Raw genomic sequence first — 19378 nt, 5'->3', positions numbered from 1 at the left:
GCTAAATATAGTAGCCACTAAACGCCAGCCATCAAGATATAAGGGTAAGGGAAGCGCTTTCTATTCGGTTACGACCATTTCGCTTAGCGCTCAATAATAAATGATCCGCGCGGTTGATCACATCATCAATCGTTTGGTCATTACGCTCTAGCGTGGCGAGGCCAATGCTGATAAATAGCTCAGCTCCCTGCAGTGTACTGCTCAACCGCTCGGCAATTACGCGGGCTCCATGGAGATCGGTTTCGGGCAACACGATGATGAACTCATCACCGCCATAGCGCCCGACCAAATCGCAGTTACGAACCGTCGCTCGTATTGCGCGAGTCACCGTTTGCAACGCCTGATCTCCAGCGGCGTGGCCCTTTTCATCGTTGATTGACTTAAAGTGATCAATATCCAGCATTAACAGGCCGAGTGATAACCCATAACGGTAAACTCGCTTGAACTCAGTCGTCGCTAACTCAAGAAGATGACGGCGGTTAAACGCTTCAGTGAGCCAATCATGAGTCGCTAAGTAGCTTAATTGCTGATTAACGGCCGTCAATTCATCGGTACGCTCCATCACCCGACGCTCTATTTCTAGTTCGGAATAATGAGCCACCTTCGAACGGCTGTAATTGTTTGGGTTATTGACGATGCAGAGCAAATGAGTAATTACTCCTTGAAGAGTACTAATAGGTTTGAGTAGGATCTGGCAGTCGGTCTGATGATATTCCCCATCAATGTATCCACCAGCCATTTCGTAACGAACCGGCACTCCGTCTGCTACACAGTGACCACAATTTGCAATGAGCTCATCACATAACGATTCAGGAAATATATGGGATAGATGCTCCCCCACGTATATCTTTTTGCTGCTTAACATAGCTTGCTGAGTGGGGTTGACTGCCTCGACGACAAAATTACCCGGCTCTTCAAAACGAATAATTATCATTGATGCAGGAAAAAAATCCCAAAGGAACTTCAACATTGAGTCGGCATCATCACCAAAATAATCTTGAAAACCAGGGTTGTTCCGTATTGGCATGATCATAGACACGCACTCCCACCATGAGTGTAGTGGCAAATAAACAGCTATCTGTTTTATAAGGCACAGCTTATGAAGCACAACCCAGCGCATACAGAGCGTTCTTCCATTGCTCACGACACTCTTTTACGACGTGATACTCACTATATTTCTGAGCTACAAAGGTAGATAACAGTTGCTGTAACTCAGGAATCGCGTTGGTTTCCGATAGCCTGCTAAAGAATGTATGCGACGTTTCAGCCGCCTCTTCAGCGTCAAGAAGAACCTGCCTACCCATAGTTTCATCCAACACGAAAAAATGCCTGCTATTTTTATTTAAAAAGGACATTTCTCTTAGCTGGCTAATAGTTGAAGGAAGAACTAACTCCATCTGCCTTGCCACTTCCTGCAAGTTAAAAATCCTATGTTCGCACTCCATACCAATGGCGCTCATCAAACGGCTAACGGGGGGATCAAAGGGCAGAAAGCAAAGTGCCAACCCACGATAGCGATACAACTCACGTGTCTCTTGCGAGTAAGCTAAGGTTATTTGATCCTGAGGCAGGGGACTAAGTACTGCTAAGCTAACCATTGGCAAAGCCCTCTAAGGGTATAAAACATCTCAAGGCCGGGAGGATTTAAAAAAATTATCTTAGAGCGGAACAAAGCTCAGTTACTATGATATATGTTAGCTTTTCAGCCAGTAATAAAAAGTTAACGTAAATTAAATAAATAAAAATCATCATGGACATTAAATAAATAAAAAAATTTACAAACCATAATTTATATAAGGTATTTTTTATAAATGAAAATAGCAAGAAAAACATCATTACGCTTAACTTAATTAATAAAAAAGCATTAGCCGTAAATATTTTTCATTAATTAATAATGATAAATTTAAAGCTTATAGTTGATGACGGTCTCTCAACGCAGACGATAGCCCACGCCTGTCAGCGTCTTAGCTGGCACATTACCCAAGGTCAGTTCGAGGCGGTGGATATTGGCGATAGGAAGGTGGTCATCACCCTTCATTCCCCCGGCCCTATGGTTGAAGGCACTATCTGCTAGCTAATAAATTATTTAGGTCTTCACCGACGCTACCATACGATAGCTGGGTCGATTATGAAGTGGGGCTACGGCAAGCGCCACGACAAAATCCTTCTTACGTAGCCATCTCGTCGATAAATAACTCCGGGATAAATCCACATAGGGGGCGGGAGGTGTCTCGCCTGGTGGCAGTTAGACTGGGACCGGTTCACCCAGCGTCTCAAACGAGCGGATATAGTGATAGAGAACATCAATTCAACAAAAAACGGCAGTCAGAAGATAGAGTCATCGAACCCTTCTAGCGATTCGATGACCATTCTACGTTTTGAAATTTTATTACTTATCGCCTTCAAACCCTTATATCATCTATTACCTTCCATACGCCGGGCGAACTCCATGCAGAATGGTGTATTAAGTCTTTTTCCGCGATGCTGTGTGCCTTGCCACTTAGTATTACGTCGTGATCGTGCACCTCGACTTTGATCGCATTGGCATCCTGGATAGCTCTACGTTTAAGTGAGGCCTCAATATCGGCCTTGACAGCAGCAGCGGTAGGCTTAGGTTTGAGAACGATTTGGTTACTCACACCCGTAACCCCTGTCAAGTAGCGTATGGAACTAGCAGCCAAACGCCGTTGATACTCCCAGGGGACTTCGCCGGTTAGCGTCACCCAACCGTCTTCAACCATTACCTTTAATGGGTCATTTGGAATGTATACATTCCACTCCAGCGTATTTTTAACCGCACGAGCAATATCCGCATCAGTGCGCTTGTTATTCCCAGGCAATTTTACATCCATTTCAACGGCAACGCCTTTAACACCGCTAACTCGCTGCGCTGCCATTTCTGCATGCCACTTCTCTGCATAACTATCTACATGGCCTGCTAATGTCACAATGCCGTCGTTAACCTCTACCCCAATATTCGAAGCACGAACAGTGGGTTCATACTCGAGTTCGGCAAGCACATCTTTCTGAATTTGACTATCTGACTTTGGCATCCTTAGTACTCCTTCAGTTTTGCAAGCAAATCTTCTTATTACGTAGAAATACTCACTCTACCTACTTGATTTCAAGCTTGCGCCGTAAAGCCTGTTTGGCTTTTGGCATGGTGATTGTCAATATGCCGTCTTTAAATTTAGCTTCAGCATGTTTAGTATCCACTTCTACTGGCAAGGCAATCGTCCGAGAAAAGGCACCTTGCCAAATTTCTGAATGGTAATACTCATCCTGTTTTTCCTGGGTTTCTCCAGAACGCTGGCCTTTCAACATCACGGCGTGTTCGGTTATTTCCAGGTCTATTTCTTTCCGGTCAACCCCTGGCATCTCAGCGCGCACTTCGATTTCTGTGTCTCGATCAATGATGTCAACTTTAGGGTTATGTTGACCGAAAAAACCTAGCCGTTCTTTTATTAAGTCTTCCTTGAAAAAGGGCTTCATCCAGCTGCGCTCGAAGAAACCCTCTATCATACGATCAAACTCTTCCAGCGGGCTTAAAGAGCGCTTACTGGAAAGTGAGTCCGTATCTTTTTCCGCCATTACAGGCTTGCTGATTGCTTTTTCCATGACACTACTCCTATGTATTTCTTTTACTTAAGAAAAAGGCTAAATTGCATTTTTATTCTTCTTTTTCTCAATGGCTACATTACAAGCCATGGTATATTTATAGCGCAAACATTTTTATTTAGAAGGTGACACATGTAATCAAAAAGCACTAATACGCAAAAAACTTGATCCAGAGCAATTAAAACCAGCTTCACGCCAACTCACCTATAAAATGGTAGTAAAATTATTGTGTAGCAGCTAATTTGAACTCATATTAAACCTATCAATAGAACTCATATCACAATAATTTTTCGATATTGCTTTTGTTATATATACGGACAGCTTAAAGTACAGTGGCATCAGCGTCACTTGGCACTCGAGTAAAGTGAACCAGTAAAGGTAAGTAAGTGTTATTGTTAGATAAATTAACGCTCAGTTTCTAGGGTTAATAACAATGCTTTATGATGAGCCCCCTCTGTCAGCCTTGTTGTCCGGTTGGTGATATCGCCTAAATCTAATCCAGAGGGAGCCGCATGGAGTCCTTGTGCCACGTTATTCTGCAGAGCGTAAAGCAGCCGTCCTAAAAAAGTTGTTGCCACCCCATAATCACAGTGTGGCATCGGTAGCGGCAGAGGAAGGCATCTCTGACGCGACGCTGTATAGTTGGTTAAAACAGTGTCGAGTAAAAGGAGTGCCTGTGCCAGGTTACACCCCAGGCGACAGCGAATGGTCGCCCGACGCCAAGCTCGCCGTGGTCATCGAAACCGCCACCCTGTCAGAGGCAGAGCTTGGCGCTTACTGTCGCGAAAAAGGCCTTTATCCCGAGCAAATTCAGCAGTGGAAAGCGGCTTGCCTCGAAGGCGCTGGTCGGCAAGAAGATCAGGAAAAAGCGGCGCAAAAGCAACGTAAAGAAGACCGTAAGACCATCAAGCAACTCAAAGCGGAAGTGCGACGCAAAGACAAGGTAGTGGCAGAGACGACGTCGTTACTGGTGCTCTCAAAAAAGCTCGACGCCTTGTACAGCGAAGATCCCGACAGCGGCGAGGACGACTAACGCCGCTCGACGAACGTGCAAGGCTTATCGCGCTATTTGACGAAGCGGTGGTGGGTGGCGCTTCCCGCTATCAAGCAGCCGATATTATCGATGTAAGCGAGCGCACACTAAAGCGTTGGCGATCTGAGTGTGGCACTGTTGTTGAGGATCAGCGTCCACAGGCGGCACAAGGCAGACAGCCGCATCAGCTGACGCATGAGGAAGAGCAGACCATTTTGAACACGTGTCATCGTCCCGAGTATCAGAGCTTGCCGCCGTCTCAAATCGTGCCCTTACTGGCAGATAACGGCGTCTATCTGGCCTCCGAATCGTCGTTTTATCGGGTCTTGAAAAAGCATCACCAGCAGCACCATCGTGGCCGTACGAAAGCACGCCGCACAGTACCCGCGCCGACCAGTTTTACGGCGACGGGGCCGAACCAGATTTGGAGCTGGGATATTAGCTATTGCGCCTCCGTTGTACGAGGCCAGCACTGGTATCTCTACCTGATCATGGATATCTACAGCCGCAAAATCATTGCCTGGGAAGTTCATGAGACGGAATCGGGCGACTTGGCTAAACAGCTGATGGAGCGTGCATTATTGCGTGAGAAATGCTGGCATCAGCCGCCGGTGTTGCACTCGGATAATGGCGCGCCGATGACGTCCTATACGCTCAAAGCGAGGTTAACCGAACTAGGGATGTTGATGTCTTACAGTCGACCGAGAGTAAGCAACGACAACCCTTACTCGGAAGCGCTGTTCCGTACCGTCAAATATTGCCCAGCATGGCCCACCAAGGGCTTTGCATCGCTGAGCGCGGTACGAGAATGGATGTTGGTGTTCGAGCGGGCTTACAACGAACAGCACCTTCACAGTGGCATCCAATATGTCACGCCAGCTGACCGGCATCGTGGCGTTGATCGAAAACGCCTTGAACGTCGTAAAGCGGTTTATGAAAGCGCTAAGCGTCGCTATCCGAAACGCTGGTCGGGCAGCACCCGAAACTGGGAGGTCACTGGTTCAGTGTCGCTTAACCCAGGGAAAGTGCAGGAAATCGAGCGTAACAAACAGGCTGCTTAAGTGCAGCCATTTGGACAACTGGGTTGAAAATCACCGTGAGACACAATACCAACATTTGGACAGGCTGGTACGAGCATCACTGGCAGGGCTAACACTCGGCATTTCTCCTACATCGGCCATGCTGACTTACTTGGACTGGCTATCAAGCCTCCAGACTTCTCCTGGAACTCAAGCTCATCTAGTACAAAAAGCAATGAAGAAACAGCTACGCTTGCTGTCTTGGGCCAGCCATTCGGCCTTCGACCCCAATGCCACAGCTTGTATTGATCCCCTGCCCCAGGATCGTCGTTTTCGTGACCCTGCCTGGCGTTACTTCCCCTATAATCTGCTTTATCAGGGCTTCCTTCTTCAACAGCAGTGGTGGCATAACGCCACCACCGGACTACGCGGCTTATCCCTGCATCACGAGCAGGCAGTAGAATTCGGTGCCCGCCAGTGGCTTGATGTGTTCTCGCCCTCCAATTTTTTACTGACTAATCCCGCGGTGCTCCAAAAAACTGTTGAGAGCGCTGGAGCCAACTTAATACAAGGGCTGCAGCACTACTGTGAAGATATCCAAAACCACTATCTCGGCAAAAGGTCAGCGGGTTCTGAAATGTATGTCGTTGGTGAAAATGTAGCAATTACACCGGGCAAGGTTATCTTTCGCAATCATCTGATCGAGCTAATCCAGTACACCCCTACTACAGAAGAAGTACATGTGATGCCTATACTCATTGTGCCTGCATGGATCATGAAGTATTACATCCTGGATTTGTCCCCCCATAACTCGCTTGTTAAGTACTTAGTCGATCATGGCCATACGGTTTTTATAATTTCCTGGCGCAACCCAACGGCCGAAGATCGCGATATTGGAATGGATGACTATCGGCAACAAGGCATTCTGGCGAGTCTCGATGTCATCGAAAACTTATTTCCTAGTCAGAAAATACATGCGGTAGGCTACTGCCTGGGCGGCACCCTGTTGGCCATTACCGCTTCTGCGATGGCCAGAAATGGAGCCAACCGCTTGGCCTCAATGACACTCTTCGCCGCACAAACGGACTTCCGAGAAGCTGGTGAACTAATGCTTTTTATTGATGAAAAGCAGCTCGCTTTCCTTGAAGACTTAATGTGGGCTCAGGGCATTCTCGATACGAAACAAATGTCAGGGGTATTCCAGATACTGCGCTCCAACGATTTAATCTGGTCCCGGGCCGTGAACGAGTATTTGTTAGGCACAAGGCAACCCATTAACGACCTTCTCGCCTGGAACACCGATGCAACGCGCATGCCCTACCGTATGCATTCTGAATATTTGCGTACCCTATTTTTAAATAATGACTTAGCCGAAGGACGCTTGCGGGTAGAAGGCCGCCCGGTGGCGCTTAGCGATATACAAATACCTATTTTCTGTGTTGGCACAGAGTGGGACCATGTCGCACCATGGCGATCCACTTATAGATTGCACCTTCTTGCAGATGCACCGGAGATTACTTTTTTGCTCACTAGCGGTGGTCATAACGCGGGTATTATTAGTCCCCCTGAACAATCGCATCGGCATTATCGAATAGCCACCGCCTTTGAAGGTGACTCCTATATTGATCCAGACACGTGGCTGGAGCGTACAGCAATTAAGCCAGGCTCCTGGTGGGGTGCATGGCAATCATGGTTGGCAGCAAGATCAGGCCCCCTTGTCGAGGCACCTCACGTTGGTTCACAAAACTACCCACCTCTCGAAAACGCCCCCGGCAGCTATGTCAGAAAAGCATAGCTCTGTATGGCTAGCTTGATGAAGACGCTATTCATTTTGTGTTCTTTGAGCCTGGCTAGCTAACGAAGCTGAGCGTCGCCCACTAATATATAGTGGAATAAACCCTCCACGATTAGAGAAATAAATAAAACACGCAAAACGATAGGCAACAACTTTTAGCGACTTAAGCAACCAAATAAGTCTTAAGACGTAATCATACAAACCCCATATCCAACCCCTAAAAAACTTATACACTTACTGCATAGCGCCTCAAATAAACGCTATAAAACAACTTAATAAACTGCAAGATTTTCATATGACTAAATCAACAAGAGAATACTAAAGTTAATATTTTTTATCTATCACCCCATGCAACTGTTAGCAGTAGTAAAGCACAATGCTACCACTCCTTTCAGTGGTGCATTGATGTATTTTAGAATAGCTTCTACCCACTATTAAAACTGCCTATTTATTGGCGGCCGAGCTAATTCTAGCTACTAAATAGCGCACTGACACACTCAGCGCACTGGCTATGAAAGCTCCTAAAAGTGCTAACGCCATATCCTTCTGCGCATCCCAAATATCTCCCTGGGCACCTAGGTATGACTCCCCCAATTCCCCTGGGAAGAGTACAACAGCCAGCCACTCAGCAATCTCATAAAACGCCGAATGGGATAAAATCAGCACCACCGGTAGTAGGCGCCATAAAACTGCCTCATATAGTAGGTGTCTTTTCACAAGATCTTTCATCAGTGGAAAAAGTAGCAGTCCATAAAGGAAATGTACCCAGCGGTCGTACTGATTACGCTCAAAGCTAAACCGTTGGTCCAGAGAAAACCCAAACAGTGTTCTCAACCAGTGGTCATAGGGCACTTCAGAATAGGTATAATGAGCACCAACTTCATGAAATATTAAAAATAGAAAAATGCTTAACCATGCCAGACGCGAGACACCACCCTGATACCACAACCAACCCAATACGGGCACCGCGGCAAACACCAGAATATTTTCAAGCAGCCAATCTGAGCGGTAATAAGGTGCTATGGCCAGCCATATCCAGAACAGCACAAAGCCAACAAACAGCCATACAGGAAACGGATCAAGCGTTAGCAGCCGAGCACGTACTTGCTTAATCCTAGACACACTCCTCTACCTCTGTTTATTGATTTAGCCAGCCTGTTCGGCGCATCACAATTTTCTCGACTTCCAATATAGCCATCATCACCATGCCGATGCTGATGACTAATACGCCATCCAAAAATGCTAACGGACGCGTATCGAAAAGGGCATGCATAACAGGCCAGTAGGTAAACAATGCCTGAGCAACGATCACCACAGTGACAGCAGACAGCACAGCGGGGGTGCCTATTAGCCCCTGCCAGCTAAATGAAGTGTAGTGTAGATAGCGCACGTTAAATAGATAGAAAATTTCCAATACGACGATCAAATTGACCACTAAGGTGCGAGCCATCGCAAGCTCATCCCCTCGCCCTAGTGAGTAAAAAAATACGCCCAACACCGCTGCCAGAAACAGGAACGACACAAGCGCTACCCGCCAGATCAAAAAAGGTGTCAGCAGCCCTTGGTTGGCAGGCCTAGGGCGGCGCTGCATGACGTTGGGCTCTGCCGGTTCGAACGCTAGAGCAAGGCCAAGGGTGCCCGCCGTAACAAGATTGATCCACAAAATCTGCACCGCAGACATCGGCATTGAGAAGTTAAACAAGATAGCGGCAATCACCGCCAATACCTCGCCGCCATTAGTAGGCAGTGTCCACGCGGTTACTTTGCGGATATTGTCATAGACTACTCGCCCTTCATTCACTGCAGCGACGATGGAGGCGAAGTTATCATCCAGCAAGACCATCTGGGAGGCCTCCTTCGCTGCATCAGTCCCTTTATGCCCCATGCCAACACCGACATTTGCCTGCTTCAACGACGGTGCATCATTGACGCCATCGCCGGTCATGGCCACGATCGCCCCCGTCGACTGCAAGGCACGCACGATACGCAGTTTGTGTTCAGGGTTGGTTCGAGCAAACACACTGGTTTCGGTCACGATAGCAGGCAGGTCAGTGTCTGAAATGTCATCAAGATCACGCCCCGTCAGGACGTATGGTTCCTCTCCAAATCCTAGCTGCCGAGCAATCGCCGCAGCCGTCTCAGCGTGATCACCGGTAATCATTTTCACCGCAATACCTGCAGAGTGGCACTCTTTAATGGCGGCCACTGCCTCTTGGCGCGGGGGGTCGATAAACCCTATCAGGCCAATGAAGACAAGCCCATCCAGGTCGGAAAAAGCCAGCTTATCAATATCGGAGGCTACTGTTTTAACCGCAAAGCCGAGCACTCTTTCTCCCTGGGCGGCTGCATTCGCGACCTTGGCGCCCCAGGTATCTCGGTCTAACGGCGCCGTCCCTTCACCATCTATTTGGGCGATACATCTCGTCAGCAGTTCATCGGGGGCGCCCTTGACAAAAATCCGACCATCGCCTGCTGAATGGCGATGAAGCGTGGCCATAAAACGATGCTTGGCATCAAAGGGGATCTCATCAAGTCGCGGCCATTCATGGCGGGTTAGCTCCGGCTCCAAACCAGCTTTTATCGCCAACGCCACCAGCGCCCCTTCCATCGGATCGCCCATCACATGCCAAGCACCATTTTCCTGGTTCAATTGGGCATCGTTGCACAGCGCTCCCGATAGCACTAAACAACTACTCTCTAGCCGCTGTTTATCCGCAGCAGCATCATCGGTAGAAGCGGCTTCCAGCCGACCTTCCGGCACATAGCCCGAACCTGTCACCGTGTACTGCCCATGAGGGACTTCCAGCCGTCGCACTGTCATTTCGTTACGCGTCAAGGTGCCGGTCTTATCGGAACAGATGACCGACGTAGCGCCGAGTGTTTCTACCGCCGGTAGCTGCCGGATCGCTGCATGACGACGCGCCATGCGCTGTACACCAATAGCCAATGTAATGGTGATGACTGCTGGTAAGCCTTCAGGAATAGCCCCCACCGCCAGAGCAACGACAGCTATCAGTGCGTCCGGCCATGCATAGCCACGTACTAATACCGCAAAGGCAAAGAGTACGGCCGCCACCGCCAGGGTGATCCAAGTAAACTGCTTTCCAAAATGATTAATCTGGCGCAGCAGCGGTGTGGTCAATGGCTGCACCTCTCGCAACAAAGCACTGATGCGCCCGATTTCCGTAGCACCCCCCGTTGCGACCACGACACCTAGCCCTTGCCCAGCAGCCACCAGCGTACCCGAATAGGCCATTGAGTGCCGGTCACCCAGCGCAGCTTCCTTTGATGCTGGTATTACCTGCTTTTCTGCTGCTACCGACTCACCAGTCAGAATGGCTTCTTCGATACGTAAAGCACTCGTACGAATAAGCCGCAGGTCAGCAGGGACCCGTTCCCCTGGCTCAAGCGACACGATATCCCCAGGTACAATCTCTTCGACAGGCACCTTGACTCGCCTTCCTTCTCTTACCAGATAAGCGTGCGGGGCGATAAGATTGTGGATCGCGCTCAGCGCCTTTTCCGCCTTACCTTCCTGAATAAAACCGACCACGGCGTTGACTAAGACCACCGCAGCAATGACCGATGCATCGACAAAATGCCCTAGCAGTGATGCAGCAAGCGCTGCCGCTAACAGAAAATAGATTAATGCATTATGAAAATGCGCAAGAAAACGAAACAGTGGGTGGCGGCCAGCCACTACCGGTAACTGGTTGCGTCCGTACTTAGCCAAGCGCCTGGTCGCTTCGCCTGCTGTCAGACCCGACGATGAAGTCTTCAAGTCCGCAAGGACCTCATCAATATGCCTAGCATGAACCCCCAAAGACGAGTTATCTAATAACAAACTGGTATCGGCAGTAGGCGTTTCCATCCTGACTCCCTGGCAGACGTATCCAAGAGGAATAAGCAATCACTGTCACAGATCACCACCGTCACGGTATCGACTTCATCACGGTCATGGCAGCAAGCAAAGTGATCGTGGTGTGGGAAAACAAAGTACCCAACTTACGAATCGACATCGAACATCTCAGATGCTGGTGATGTCTCCATCACCAATACTGCAGCGCCGGTTACTTTGCCTTCCCTGAGATCCTTAAGCGCTTCATTAGCAGCGTGGAGCGGATAGCAGGTTGTACTGGTTTGAAGGGCCGCTTGGGAGGCCAGCGATAAAAACGCCTTACCGTCCTGGCGGGTCAGGTTAGCTACCGAGCGTAATTGGCGCTCTCCCCAGAGTAGCGCATAAGGGAAAGAGGGAATGTCAGTCATGTGTATACCGCCACAGACAACGACTCCCCCTTTGCGCACGGCACGAAGTGCAAGGGGTACCAGCTTCCCCACGGGTGCAAAAATGATAGCGGCATCCAGGGGTACCTCCGGCAACTGTTCAGAGCTACCTACCCACATCGCGCCCAAGTGTTGCGCAAATCGTTGAGACGCTTTATCGCCCGGGCGAGTAAAGGCGTACACTTCCACGCCCTGCCGTTTTGCGACCTGCGCCACGATATGCGCCGCCGCGCCAAAGCCATAAATACCGAGACGCTGCAGGTCATCGCCACACATGACTAGAGAACGATAGCCGATCAGACCAGCACACATCAGTGGAGCTGCTTCTACAGCGCTATAGTCGGGGCCGATTGAAAAGCAGAAGCGATGGTCCGCCAGCGTGTATTCAGCAAAGCCACCATCAATCTGGTAGCCAGTAAAGCGCGCCTGATCACAAAGGTTCTCCTGCCCATGTAAACAGTAACGGCATTCACCGCAGCTATACCCTAGCCAGGGAATACCCAGTCGTACTCCCTTCTCCAGCGACACACCAGGGCCACACTCGACAACATGACCAATAATTTCGTGGCCAGGAATAATCGGATAATGGATGTCTGGCAATTCTCCATCGAGTAGGTGCAAGTCAGTACGACACACGGCGCACGCCTCTACTTTAAGCAGTACCTGCCCCGGCCCCGGCGTAGGAATTACCCTTTCATGACACTGCAAAGGCCCACCCTGTTTCTCAAGCACCATGACCTTCATGCGACTTCCCTAAGCACGTAAACTACAATTTAACTAACGTCCCTTACCTAGCTTTTGTGCGCTATTTTTTGCACAAACCCATGCCTCGACCACAGCGACTATTAGTAGAGTATGAATAGTTATAGTGTAAGCTCTCTTGAAGAGAAGCTCTCCAAGCAAATAAAAGCACTTACTCATAACAGTATTGATCTAGCGCAAAAAAAAACCTCTCAACGTGGCTCACTCTGCGTCAGTAGAAATATGCTCCTCCGCTGACATATGTTGTGTACAAAGCGGCGCTTTAATCACATCGCAAGACTTAACTTAGAAGAGCCTACTCCCCACTGCTCACGACACTCCCGAAGCACATGGCACTCTTTCGTTTTCTGTGTCACAAAGTCGAATAATGGCTGATGTAGCTCAGGCGTCGCATTTGTTTCCAGCAGCCAACCAAAGAACGTACACGTCGCTTCAGCGGATTTTTCGGCATTTGCTAGTAGGTATTTCCCCATATTTTCATCAACAACGAAGAGGTGCTTATTAACTTTATTAAAAAAAGGAGGCTCCTTTTGCTGGTTAGCATTTGCGCAAGCGCCAAGCTCCATCTGACTAGCCACTTCCTGCAAACTGCAGAGTCTGTGCACACACTCCATACCAATCGCATCCATCAGGCGACTAATAGGTGGATCAAAGGGCAGAAAACTCAGTGCCAAGCCCCGGTAGCGATTCAGCTCACGTACCTCGTGCAAATAAGCTAAGCTCAACTGGTCTTGCGGTAGATAAGTAAGTGCTGTCAAGTTATCCATCATTAAAGCCCTCTAATCATCAAAAAAAGCCCAACAATGGGCAGCTTTTCAAAGGGCATCCTAGTGTGAGGTAAAGCTCGTTTTCTATGATACCGGTCAATTTTCTATATCAACATTAAAAAATTAACACTCATTAAAATCTTACCTGTTTTTTAACTAATCAACTATTAATACTTTATCACTATCATGATAACTAAAAATCTAATCATTTAGGTTATCATTTTCAAAACAACAAGGCACCCCATCCTTAGCAGCAGCTCTCTCCTTGAAATCAAGCATACTATCCATAAAAAATTTCAAGCCATAAAGCTGACAACGGTCAAATTTTTGTGCACCCATGTCGTCTATACTATTTGAAAGTTATTATTGGAGTTCTAGCTAACTTTTTGTATAGACACCATAAAACGTCAGTGTCGGCTGGCTGGTAAAAACATAAAATATTACAACAACATTAAAGCCATCTATACGGCCTTACCTTCAAAGAGGACAATAAAATGGTAACGTCAGATCTTACAAAACAGCCTTTGAAAGCACCTCTCACAGAAAACTTGCTCGTTTTGTGGTCTCAACCGTGGATGGAATCCACTAATACAGCGATCAAGTTGCAGCGAATTTGGCTAGAGACACTGAATGACGCAACGCGTCACGAACTAGACTTCTTTTCAACCGTGACGAGTTCCTGCAACAAGCTGACAAGCTGCATGTTGGGCCTTGAGGGTCTGCTAACACCTTCGTCTATGGTGTCCTGCTATCATGAAATCACTGGTGATATGACAGAAGCGACGTTAAAACGCGCGCGTAAGGTATCAAAGCTCAGCGATGACCTAAGAGAGCGCATTTGGTGTGAGATCTAAAGATTCTGCTCAGTAACGCATCACTTCCAACAAGAGCCAACCTGAGATAGGACAAGGGCATGACGGTTGAAACCATTAAAGACATATTGGAGCTGACCCGGAAATTGCATGCCAATCTGGCCGATACACTGAAGCGCGCCGCCATGGATGCCCGGCAAGAAAAGCTGCGCATGTTACTTGACTATCTTTCCCAACATGAACAAGAACTTAGCAGGGTCATAGCATTGAGCGAGGAAGATGCAGAGAAAGCCACGCTCCAAACGTGGTGTGCAGAATACTTTGACAAGTACCCTTTCAAGCTTGAAACACTGGGTAATTTAGACTTTGCCAACATGAGCACTGACGATGTCCTGCGCTCTTTGCTAGCAGTACATGATCGTATTATTGATCTCTATCGCTATTTATCGACACGGGCTGAAGTCTCGTCCACCGAGGAATTATTGAATGGCCTCCTCGCTTTAGAACAACACGAAATCATGCGCATGATACGAGACGCGGAAAAGCTGGAAGATCTTTAGTCACAGCTACAAGTTCTAGCGCTCATGCTGTTGGACCTTACTCAGAAAGCCGTGATGGTGTAACGCCACCGTCGGCCCGATTAAAACAGGTTTGAGCATAACGCGAGCTGTACCAAGTGTATTAGATGCCATATACCGCTCAATAGAGCCACGTACTAACCAACATTAACGGGTACATCATGTCTACTCAAGATAGAAAGGCCTGGCTAGACAACCTACGGTTAGAGCTCAAAGCCCGCATCCATCACTATGAAGAACACCAGCATCGAAGCAGTGGCGCTCTGAATAAAGATCTTGATGATCAGGCGCTAGAGGTTCAAAACGACGAAGTTGTCGCGCGGCTGGAGGAAGAAGCCAGGCTAGAACTGGCCCAGGCCGAACGCGCCTTGGCACGCATCGCTGCCCAGGTCGGAGACTTCTGCGAGGAATGCGGCAAGCCCATCGCACCAGATCGTCTCAAGGCATTGCCCTACACAACCCGCTGCAAAAACTGCGCGACCAGTAACGAGGGCGAATCCTCCTCCAATAAGGCCTTCTAGGAAGCCGCATTGAGGTTAGCATGGACAAACGTTACCAAGCATATATCCTCTTTTTTATTTTCGGCTATATTTTTGTCCTATTGGCTCAGGATTTCATTGCGGAGGGGCGTTCCTATGAACCGATTCCCTATTCCGAGTTTCGTCATCATCTTGAGCAAGGCATCATCAACACGCTTGATGTTAGTTCAGAGCGGATCAAAGGCACCTACAATACGCCACTCTCCGACGGTACTACTGGCTTCACCACCTATCGCATCGACCCGACCTTGGCCAATGACCTAGCCCAATACGATGTCACTTTCAATGGTGCGCCTAGTGAGTCATGGCTGACCTCTCTGCTTTCTTGGCTCTTGCCGTTCCTGCTCGTATTCGCTATCTGGGGATTTTTCCTGCGCCGTATGGTATCAAGTCAGGGAGGCCTCGGCAGCATGATGACACTGGGCAAATCGAAAGCCCGTGTTTATGTTGAAACCGAAACCAAGGTGACCTTCGCCGACGTGGCTGGCATTGACGAAGCCAAGGATGAACTCAAGGAAGTAGTGGCCTTTTTGCGTGACCCACAGCGTTACGGACGACTAGGCGCCCACGTGCCAAAGGGCATTCTGCTGGTCGGCCCTCCTGGCACTGGCAAGACGCTGCTGGCCCGTGCCGTGGCTGGCGAAGCTGGCGTTCCCTTCTTTTCGATTTCAGGGTCCGAGTTCGTAGAGATGTTCGTCGGCGTGGGGGCAGCCCGAGTTCGAGACCTCTTTGAGCAAGCTGCAAAAGCCACGCCATGTATCATTTTTATTGATGAACTGGATGCACTCGGCGGCGCCCGAGGGCTTGGTATGCTCGGTGGCGGTCATGACGAAAAGGAACAGACCCTCAACCAGCTACTAACTGAGCTAGATGGCTTTGATACATCATCCGGGATTGTACTTCTGGCCGCGACTAACCGACCCGAAATCCTTGATCCCGCCCTGCTGCGTGCAGGACGCTTCGACCGTCAGGTTTTGGTTGATCGCCCCGAGCGTCGGGGACGTATTGCCATTCTCAATGTACATCTAAAACACCTTAACAAGCTGGCGTCTGATGTCGATGCCGAGCAGATAGCCGCCTTGACCCCAGGGTTTACCGGTGCTGATCTAGCCAACTTGGTCAATGAAGCGGCTCTGCTAGCCACGCGCCGTGATGCCGATGCGGTGACATTAAGCGATTTTACACTCGCCGTGGAGCGCATCGTTGCTGGACTGGAGAAGAAAAGCCGTGTGCTTAATGAACATGAGCGACGCGTAGTAGCGCATCACGAAATGGGCCATGCGCTCGTCGCCGCTTCGTTGCCTGGAATGGACCCTGTACACAAAATCTCTATCATTCCACGTGGGGTGGGCGCCTTGGGCTATACAATCCAGCGCCCAACAGAGGAGCGTTTCCTGCAAACGGTTGCCGACCTAAAGAGTCGCATGGCAGTGCTGATGGGCGGCCGAGCCGCCGAACGCATGATTTTCAATGAAATCTCAACTGGAGCGGCTGATGACTTGGCCAAGGTGACCGATATTGCCCGTAGCATGGTCACCCGGTTCGGAATGAGTGAGGAAGGCGGTCAAGTCATTTACGAGGAAGACCGACAAGCTTTTCTAGGCGACAAATTTGGGCTTGCAAAGCCCAAGACCTACTCTGAGGAAACTGCTCGTGAAATCGATACTGCCATACGCAGGCTGGTCGACGACGCTTTTGATAAAGCCACCCAGATACTGACTAGGCGCCGTAAGGTACTGGAGACCGGTGCCGCCATGCTGCTGGAGCGCGAGACGCTAACCGCCCAAGATTTTCCTCCCATCGGGGAAGTAGTAGAGATAGCTGACAGGCCAGCGACGGATCGCATATAAGCTGGATCATTCTTGTGCTTTTCTGAGCCTTAACAGGGCGGCCAAAAAAAACGCGCTGCCAATGATGACCAGCGCCAACAAATGCGGCCAGACAATTCCCAATCCGGCGCCACGAAAGAGAATGGCCTGAGCAAGTTCGACAAAGTGAGTGGTCGGGGCGACAAACATGATGCGCTGCACAAGCTCAGGCATGCTTTCACGCGGGGTCATCCCACCCGACAGAATCTGCAGGGGAATCAGTACCAGAATGATTAACAGGCCCAGTTGCGGCATTGAGCGCGCCAACGTGCCGAGAAAAATCCCCATTGATGTGGTCGCAAATAGCAGTAGCGTGGCGCCGAAAAGATAGAGCGTCTGCGAGCCGCGAAGAGGTACTTGCAGCCAACCCTCGACGATGATGCGTAGTGCGAAGACCGAAGCCAACAGCACGATCAACCCCATCGACCAGACCTTGGCCAACATGATCTCGAACGAGGTGACCGGCATGACCAACAAATGCTCAATGGTGCCGTGCTCTCGTTCACGGATCAATGCTGCTCCTGTCAGGATAATCGACAACATGGTGATTTGATTGATAGCTTCATTAATGGCGCCGAACCAACTTCGGTTGAGATTAGCGTTGAATTCAGCACGAACTACTGCCTCAATGCGGCCCGGCGATGGGTGCTGGTATGCTCCGATGAAATCGGCCACCTCATCACTGATAATCCGCTGAATATGCCCAGCTCCCGTAAATGCCTGACTGATCTGGGTAGCGTCGACATTCAACTGAATGGTCGGCTGTCGAGCGGCCAGCAGATCACGCTGAAAGTTAGGAGGAATATTAAGTGTAAAGGTATAACGCCCCGCATCCATGCCACGATCCATCTGGCCAATATCGATAAATTCAGGCGGCAAAAAATAGGGAAGCTGAAAGGCATTAACAATACGTAAGGATGCCTGAGACCGATCCTCGTCGACAATGGCCACGCTAGCTCGGAATGGCGCCTCCGGCTCGCCAGTGGCACTCAGGTAGATCCCCAAAGTGAACGAGTAAATGATCAGTAACATCAGAGCCGGGTCGCGATACAGGCTGCGTATTTCTTTGATACCCAGTTGCAGAATATTGGCAAGCCTGGCCATCTCAGCGCTCCTGTTTCCTGAGACCCAAAACACTCAATAACGTCAGTACGGGGATGGTGATCAGCAGGGCCAGAAAATACGGTGTCAGATCTCCCAGACTGAGCGCTTTGGAAAACACGCCTCGGCTGATAATCAAAAAATGGCTGGTGGGATAGATATGTCCAATGACAGCCGCACCCCCTTGCAGCGCGGAAACTGGAGAGAGTAGCCCCGAAAACTGGATCGCAGGCACCAGTGTAGCGATGGCGGTACCGAAGATAGCGGCAATCTGACTATGCAGAACCGATGACATCAACAATCCCATCCCCGTGGAACAGATGACATAGAGCAGCGCGCCTAGGCTCAATGTCAGCAGGCTACCCTTCACCGGCACACCAAAGGCCAACACGGCGAACGCCACCAGGGTGACGAAATTGATCATCGCCAGCATGATGTAGGGCAACTGTTTGCCGAGCAGAAATTCCAACCGAGAAACCGGCGTAACGTAGAGATTGATAATAGAGCCGAGCTCCTTCTCACGTACGACTCCCAAGGCAGTCAGCATCGCAGGTATCAACATGAGCAGCAGTGGGATCATCGCCGGGGCCATGGCTGGCAGACTTCTAACGTCGGGATTGTAGCGGTAGCGAATGGCAATCTCGACGGGAGGAGAAAAAGCTCCAGCCCCTTCGCTCAAGCGAGCCAAGGTGTCCGCATGAATCCCCTCGACATACCCCTTGATAGTATCGGCCCTGACCGGCATGGAACCATCGACCCAGTAAGCAACTTTGGGCACATTGCCACGCTTGAGATCACGGCCAAACCCTGGCGGAATTTCCACCGCCAGGCTGATGTCGCCGCTGCGTAGACGCTGCTGTACATCGCTGTAGTCGGTCAGAGGAGGCTTTTCGGTGAAATAACGCGATCCCGTTAGATTGAGAGTATACGCTTGGCTGGTCGTGGTCTGGTCACGGTCGAGCACGGCATAGGTCAAATGTTCGACATCCATATTGATGCCATATCCCATGATAAACATTAGGATCAGACTACCCAGCAGCGCCAGCGTGGCGCGTATCGGGTCGCGACGTAGCTCCAGGGTCTCTCGGTGGGTATAGCTGAACAAACGGCGCAAGCTAACGGTCAGCCCGCCTGACCGGGTCGGCGGGTGCGGTTTGAGAGAGGTAGTCGTCGGCTTTTCGGACTCGGCTTCATCTATCTTA

The 19378-nt window shown here is 49.6% G+C and carries 16 protein-coding genes; 6 read left to right on the top strand and 10 right to left on the bottom strand.

Going from position 1 to position 19378, the window contains the following annotated elements:
- Nucleotides 1–31: 31 nt before the first annotated feature.
- Nucleotides 32–1033, bottom strand: a complete 1002-nt coding sequence (locus tag CXF87_RS14950) for a GGDEF domain-containing protein (RefSeq protein ID WP_157826557.1) — start codon at nucleotides 1031–1033, stop codon at nucleotides 32–34.
- Between the two features lie 64 nt (nucleotides 1034–1097).
- Nucleotides 1098–1598, bottom strand: a complete 501-nt coding sequence (locus CXF87_RS14945) for a hypothetical protein (RefSeq protein ID WP_101147158.1) — start codon at nucleotides 1596–1598, stop codon at nucleotides 1098–1100.
- Between the two features lie 296 nt (nucleotides 1599–1894).
- Between CXF87_RS14945 and CXF87_RS22345 the strand changes: the two genes are divergently transcribed.
- On the top strand, nucleotides 1895–2074 hold the full coding sequence (locus tag CXF87_RS22345) for a DUF1326 domain-containing protein (RefSeq protein WP_332870661.1): 180 nt from the start codon (nucleotides 1895–1897) through the stop codon (nucleotides 2072–2074).
- 328 nt (nucleotides 2075–2402) lie between these two features.
- Here the strand turns inward: CXF87_RS22345 and CXF87_RS14935 are convergent, their stop codons facing one another.
- Both CXF87_RS14935 and CXF87_RS14930 read right to left on the bottom strand, forming a co-directional pair.
- Entirely contained in the window at nucleotides 2403–3053 is a 651-nt protein-coding gene (locus CXF87_RS14935; protein ID WP_101147156.1) for a BON domain-containing protein, read from the bottom strand.
- A 61-nt stretch (nucleotides 3054–3114) separates the two neighbouring features.
- On the bottom strand, nucleotides 3115–3618 hold the full coding sequence (locus tag CXF87_RS14930) for an Hsp20/alpha crystallin family protein (protein WP_101147155.1): 504 nt from the start codon (nucleotides 3616–3618) through the stop codon (nucleotides 3115–3117).
- A 523-nt stretch (nucleotides 3619–4141) separates the two neighbouring features.
- Here CXF87_RS14930 and CXF87_RS14925 point away from each other — a divergent pair.
- Both CXF87_RS14925 and CXF87_RS14920 read left to right on the top strand, forming a co-directional pair.
- Nucleotides 4142–5712 (top strand): IS3 family transposase gene (locus CXF87_RS14925; RefSeq protein ID WP_232774936.1). Its coding sequence is split into 2 segments (ribosomal slippage): nucleotides 4142–4595 and nucleotides 4595–5712, totalling 1572 coding nucleotides; the frame shifts between segments, so codons are not numbered across the junction.
- A 10-nt stretch (nucleotides 5713–5722) separates the two neighbouring features.
- A complete protein-coding gene (locus tag CXF87_RS14920; protein WP_101147154.1) occupies nucleotides 5723–7465 on the top strand; it encodes a PHA/PHB synthase family protein in 1743 nt (580 codons plus the stop codon).
- A gap of 444 nt (nucleotides 7466–7909) precedes the next feature.
- On the opposite strand, the gene CXF87_RS14915 is transcribed toward CXF87_RS14920, so the two are convergent.
- The 4 genes from CXF87_RS14915 to CXF87_RS14900 all read right to left on the bottom strand — a co-directional run bounded on the left by CXF87_RS14915 (nucleotide 7910) and on the right by CXF87_RS14900 (nucleotide 13281).
- Nucleotides 7910–8587, bottom strand: a complete 678-nt coding sequence (locus CXF87_RS14915; RefSeq protein ID WP_101147153.1) for a DUF2238 domain-containing protein — start codon at nucleotides 8585–8587, stop codon at nucleotides 7910–7912.
- 16 nt (nucleotides 8588–8603) lie between these two features.
- Nucleotides 8604–11336: an HAD-IC family P-type ATPase gene (locus tag CXF87_RS14910; RefSeq protein ID WP_101147152.1), complete on the bottom strand. Its 2733-nt coding sequence runs from the start codon at nucleotides 11334–11336 to the stop codon at nucleotides 8604–8606.
- A gap of 134 nt (nucleotides 11337–11470) precedes the next feature.
- Complete coding sequence (locus tag CXF87_RS14905) at nucleotides 11471–12493, bottom strand: zinc-dependent alcohol dehydrogenase family protein (protein WP_101147151.1); 1023 nt, start codon at nucleotides 12491–12493, stop codon at nucleotides 11471–11473.
- Nucleotides 12494–12777: 284 nt separating this feature from the next.
- A complete protein-coding gene (locus tag CXF87_RS14900; protein ID WP_008956630.1) occupies nucleotides 12778–13281 on the bottom strand; it encodes a hypothetical protein in 504 nt (167 codons plus the stop codon).
- 910 nt (nucleotides 13282–14191) lie between these two features.
- Here CXF87_RS14900 and CXF87_RS14890 point away from each other — a divergent pair.
- From CXF87_RS14890 to ftsH, 3 genes are all read left to right on the top strand, one after another.
- On the top strand, nucleotides 14192–14650 hold the full coding sequence (locus CXF87_RS14890; RefSeq protein WP_101147150.1) for a hypothetical protein: 459 nt from the start codon (nucleotides 14192–14194) through the stop codon (nucleotides 14648–14650).
- A 179-nt stretch (nucleotides 14651–14829) separates the two neighbouring features.
- Nucleotides 14830–15189 (top strand): TraR/DksA family transcriptional regulator, encoded by a 360-nt coding sequence (locus CXF87_RS14885; protein WP_101147149.1) that lies wholly within the window; start codon nucleotides 14830–14832, stop codon nucleotides 15187–15189.
- 20 nt (nucleotides 15190–15209) lie between these two features.
- The gene (gene ftsH / locus CXF87_RS14880; RefSeq protein WP_101147148.1) at nucleotides 15210–17057 is read left to right on the top strand and encodes an ATP-dependent zinc metalloprotease FtsH; all 1848 of its coding nucleotides are present in this window, start codon (nucleotides 15210–15212) and stop codon (nucleotides 17055–17057) included.
- Between the two features lie 6 nt (nucleotides 17058–17063).
- Here ftsH and CXF87_RS14875 read toward each other — a convergent pair whose 3' ends face one another.
- Together CXF87_RS14875 and CXF87_RS14870 are read right to left on the bottom strand one after the other, a co-directional pair.
- Nucleotides 17064–18179, bottom strand: a complete 1116-nt coding sequence (locus CXF87_RS14875) for an ABC transporter permease (protein ID WP_101147147.1) — start codon at nucleotides 18177–18179, stop codon at nucleotides 17064–17066.
- A gap of 1 nt (nucleotide 18180) precedes the next feature.
- The coding region (locus tag CXF87_RS14870; protein ID WP_198556113.1) for an ABC transporter permease at nucleotides 18181–19378 on the bottom strand (1198 nt) is incomplete at its 5' end.

The organism is Halomonas sp. MES3-P3E, from assembly GCF_002836035.1.
Taxonomy (GTDB): Bacteria; Pseudomonadota; Gammaproteobacteria; order Pseudomonadales; family Halomonadaceae; genus Vreelandella; species Vreelandella arctica.
Note: the sequence above shows the minus strand (reverse complement) of the source record. Positions and strands in the feature narration are given on the sequence as shown.

Excerpts from the sequence above, each read along its gene's own strand:
- CXF87_RS14950 (WP_157826557.1), bottom strand. The coding sequence starts at position 1,033 with ATGATCATGCCAATACGGAACAACCCTGGTTTTCAAGATTATTTTGGT.
- CXF87_RS14945 (WP_101147158.1), bottom strand. The coding sequence starts at position 1,598 with ATGGTTAGCTTAGCAGTACTTAGTCCCCTGCCTCAGGATCAAATAACC.
- CXF87_RS22345 (WP_332870661.1), top strand. The coding sequence starts at position 1,895 with ATGATAAATTTAAAGCTTATAGTTGATGACGGTCTCTCAACGCAGACG.
- CXF87_RS14935 (WP_101147156.1), bottom strand. The coding sequence starts at position 3,053 with ATGCCAAAGTCAGATAGTCAAATTCAGAAAGATGTGCTTGCCGAACTC.
- CXF87_RS14930 (WP_101147155.1), bottom strand. The coding sequence starts at position 3,618 with ATGGAAAAAGCAATCAGCAAGCCTGTAATGGCGGAAAAAGATACGGAC.
- CXF87_RS14910 (WP_101147152.1), bottom strand. The coding sequence starts at position 11,336 with ATGGAAACGCCTACTGCCGATACCAGTTTGTTATTAGATAACTCGTCT.
- CXF87_RS14905 (WP_101147151.1), bottom strand. The coding sequence starts at position 12,493 with ATGAAGGTCATGGTGCTTGAGAAACAGGGTGGGCCTTTGCAGTGTCAT.
- CXF87_RS14900 (WP_008956630.1), bottom strand. The coding sequence starts at position 13,281 with ATGATGGATAACTTGACAGCACTTACTTATCTACCGCAAGACCAGTTG.
- CXF87_RS14890 (WP_101147150.1), top strand. The coding sequence starts at position 14,192 with ATGACGGTTGAAACCATTAAAGACATATTGGAGCTGACCCGGAAATTG.
- CXF87_RS14885 (WP_101147149.1), top strand. The coding sequence starts at position 14,830 with ATGTCTACTCAAGATAGAAAGGCCTGGCTAGACAACCTACGGTTAGAG.
- ftsH (WP_101147148.1), top strand. The coding sequence starts at position 15,210 with ATGGACAAACGTTACCAAGCATATATCCTCTTTTTTATTTTCGGCTAT.
- CXF87_RS14875 (WP_101147147.1), bottom strand. The coding sequence starts at position 18,179 with ATGGCCAGGCTTGCCAATATTCTGCAACTGGGTATCAAAGAAATACGC.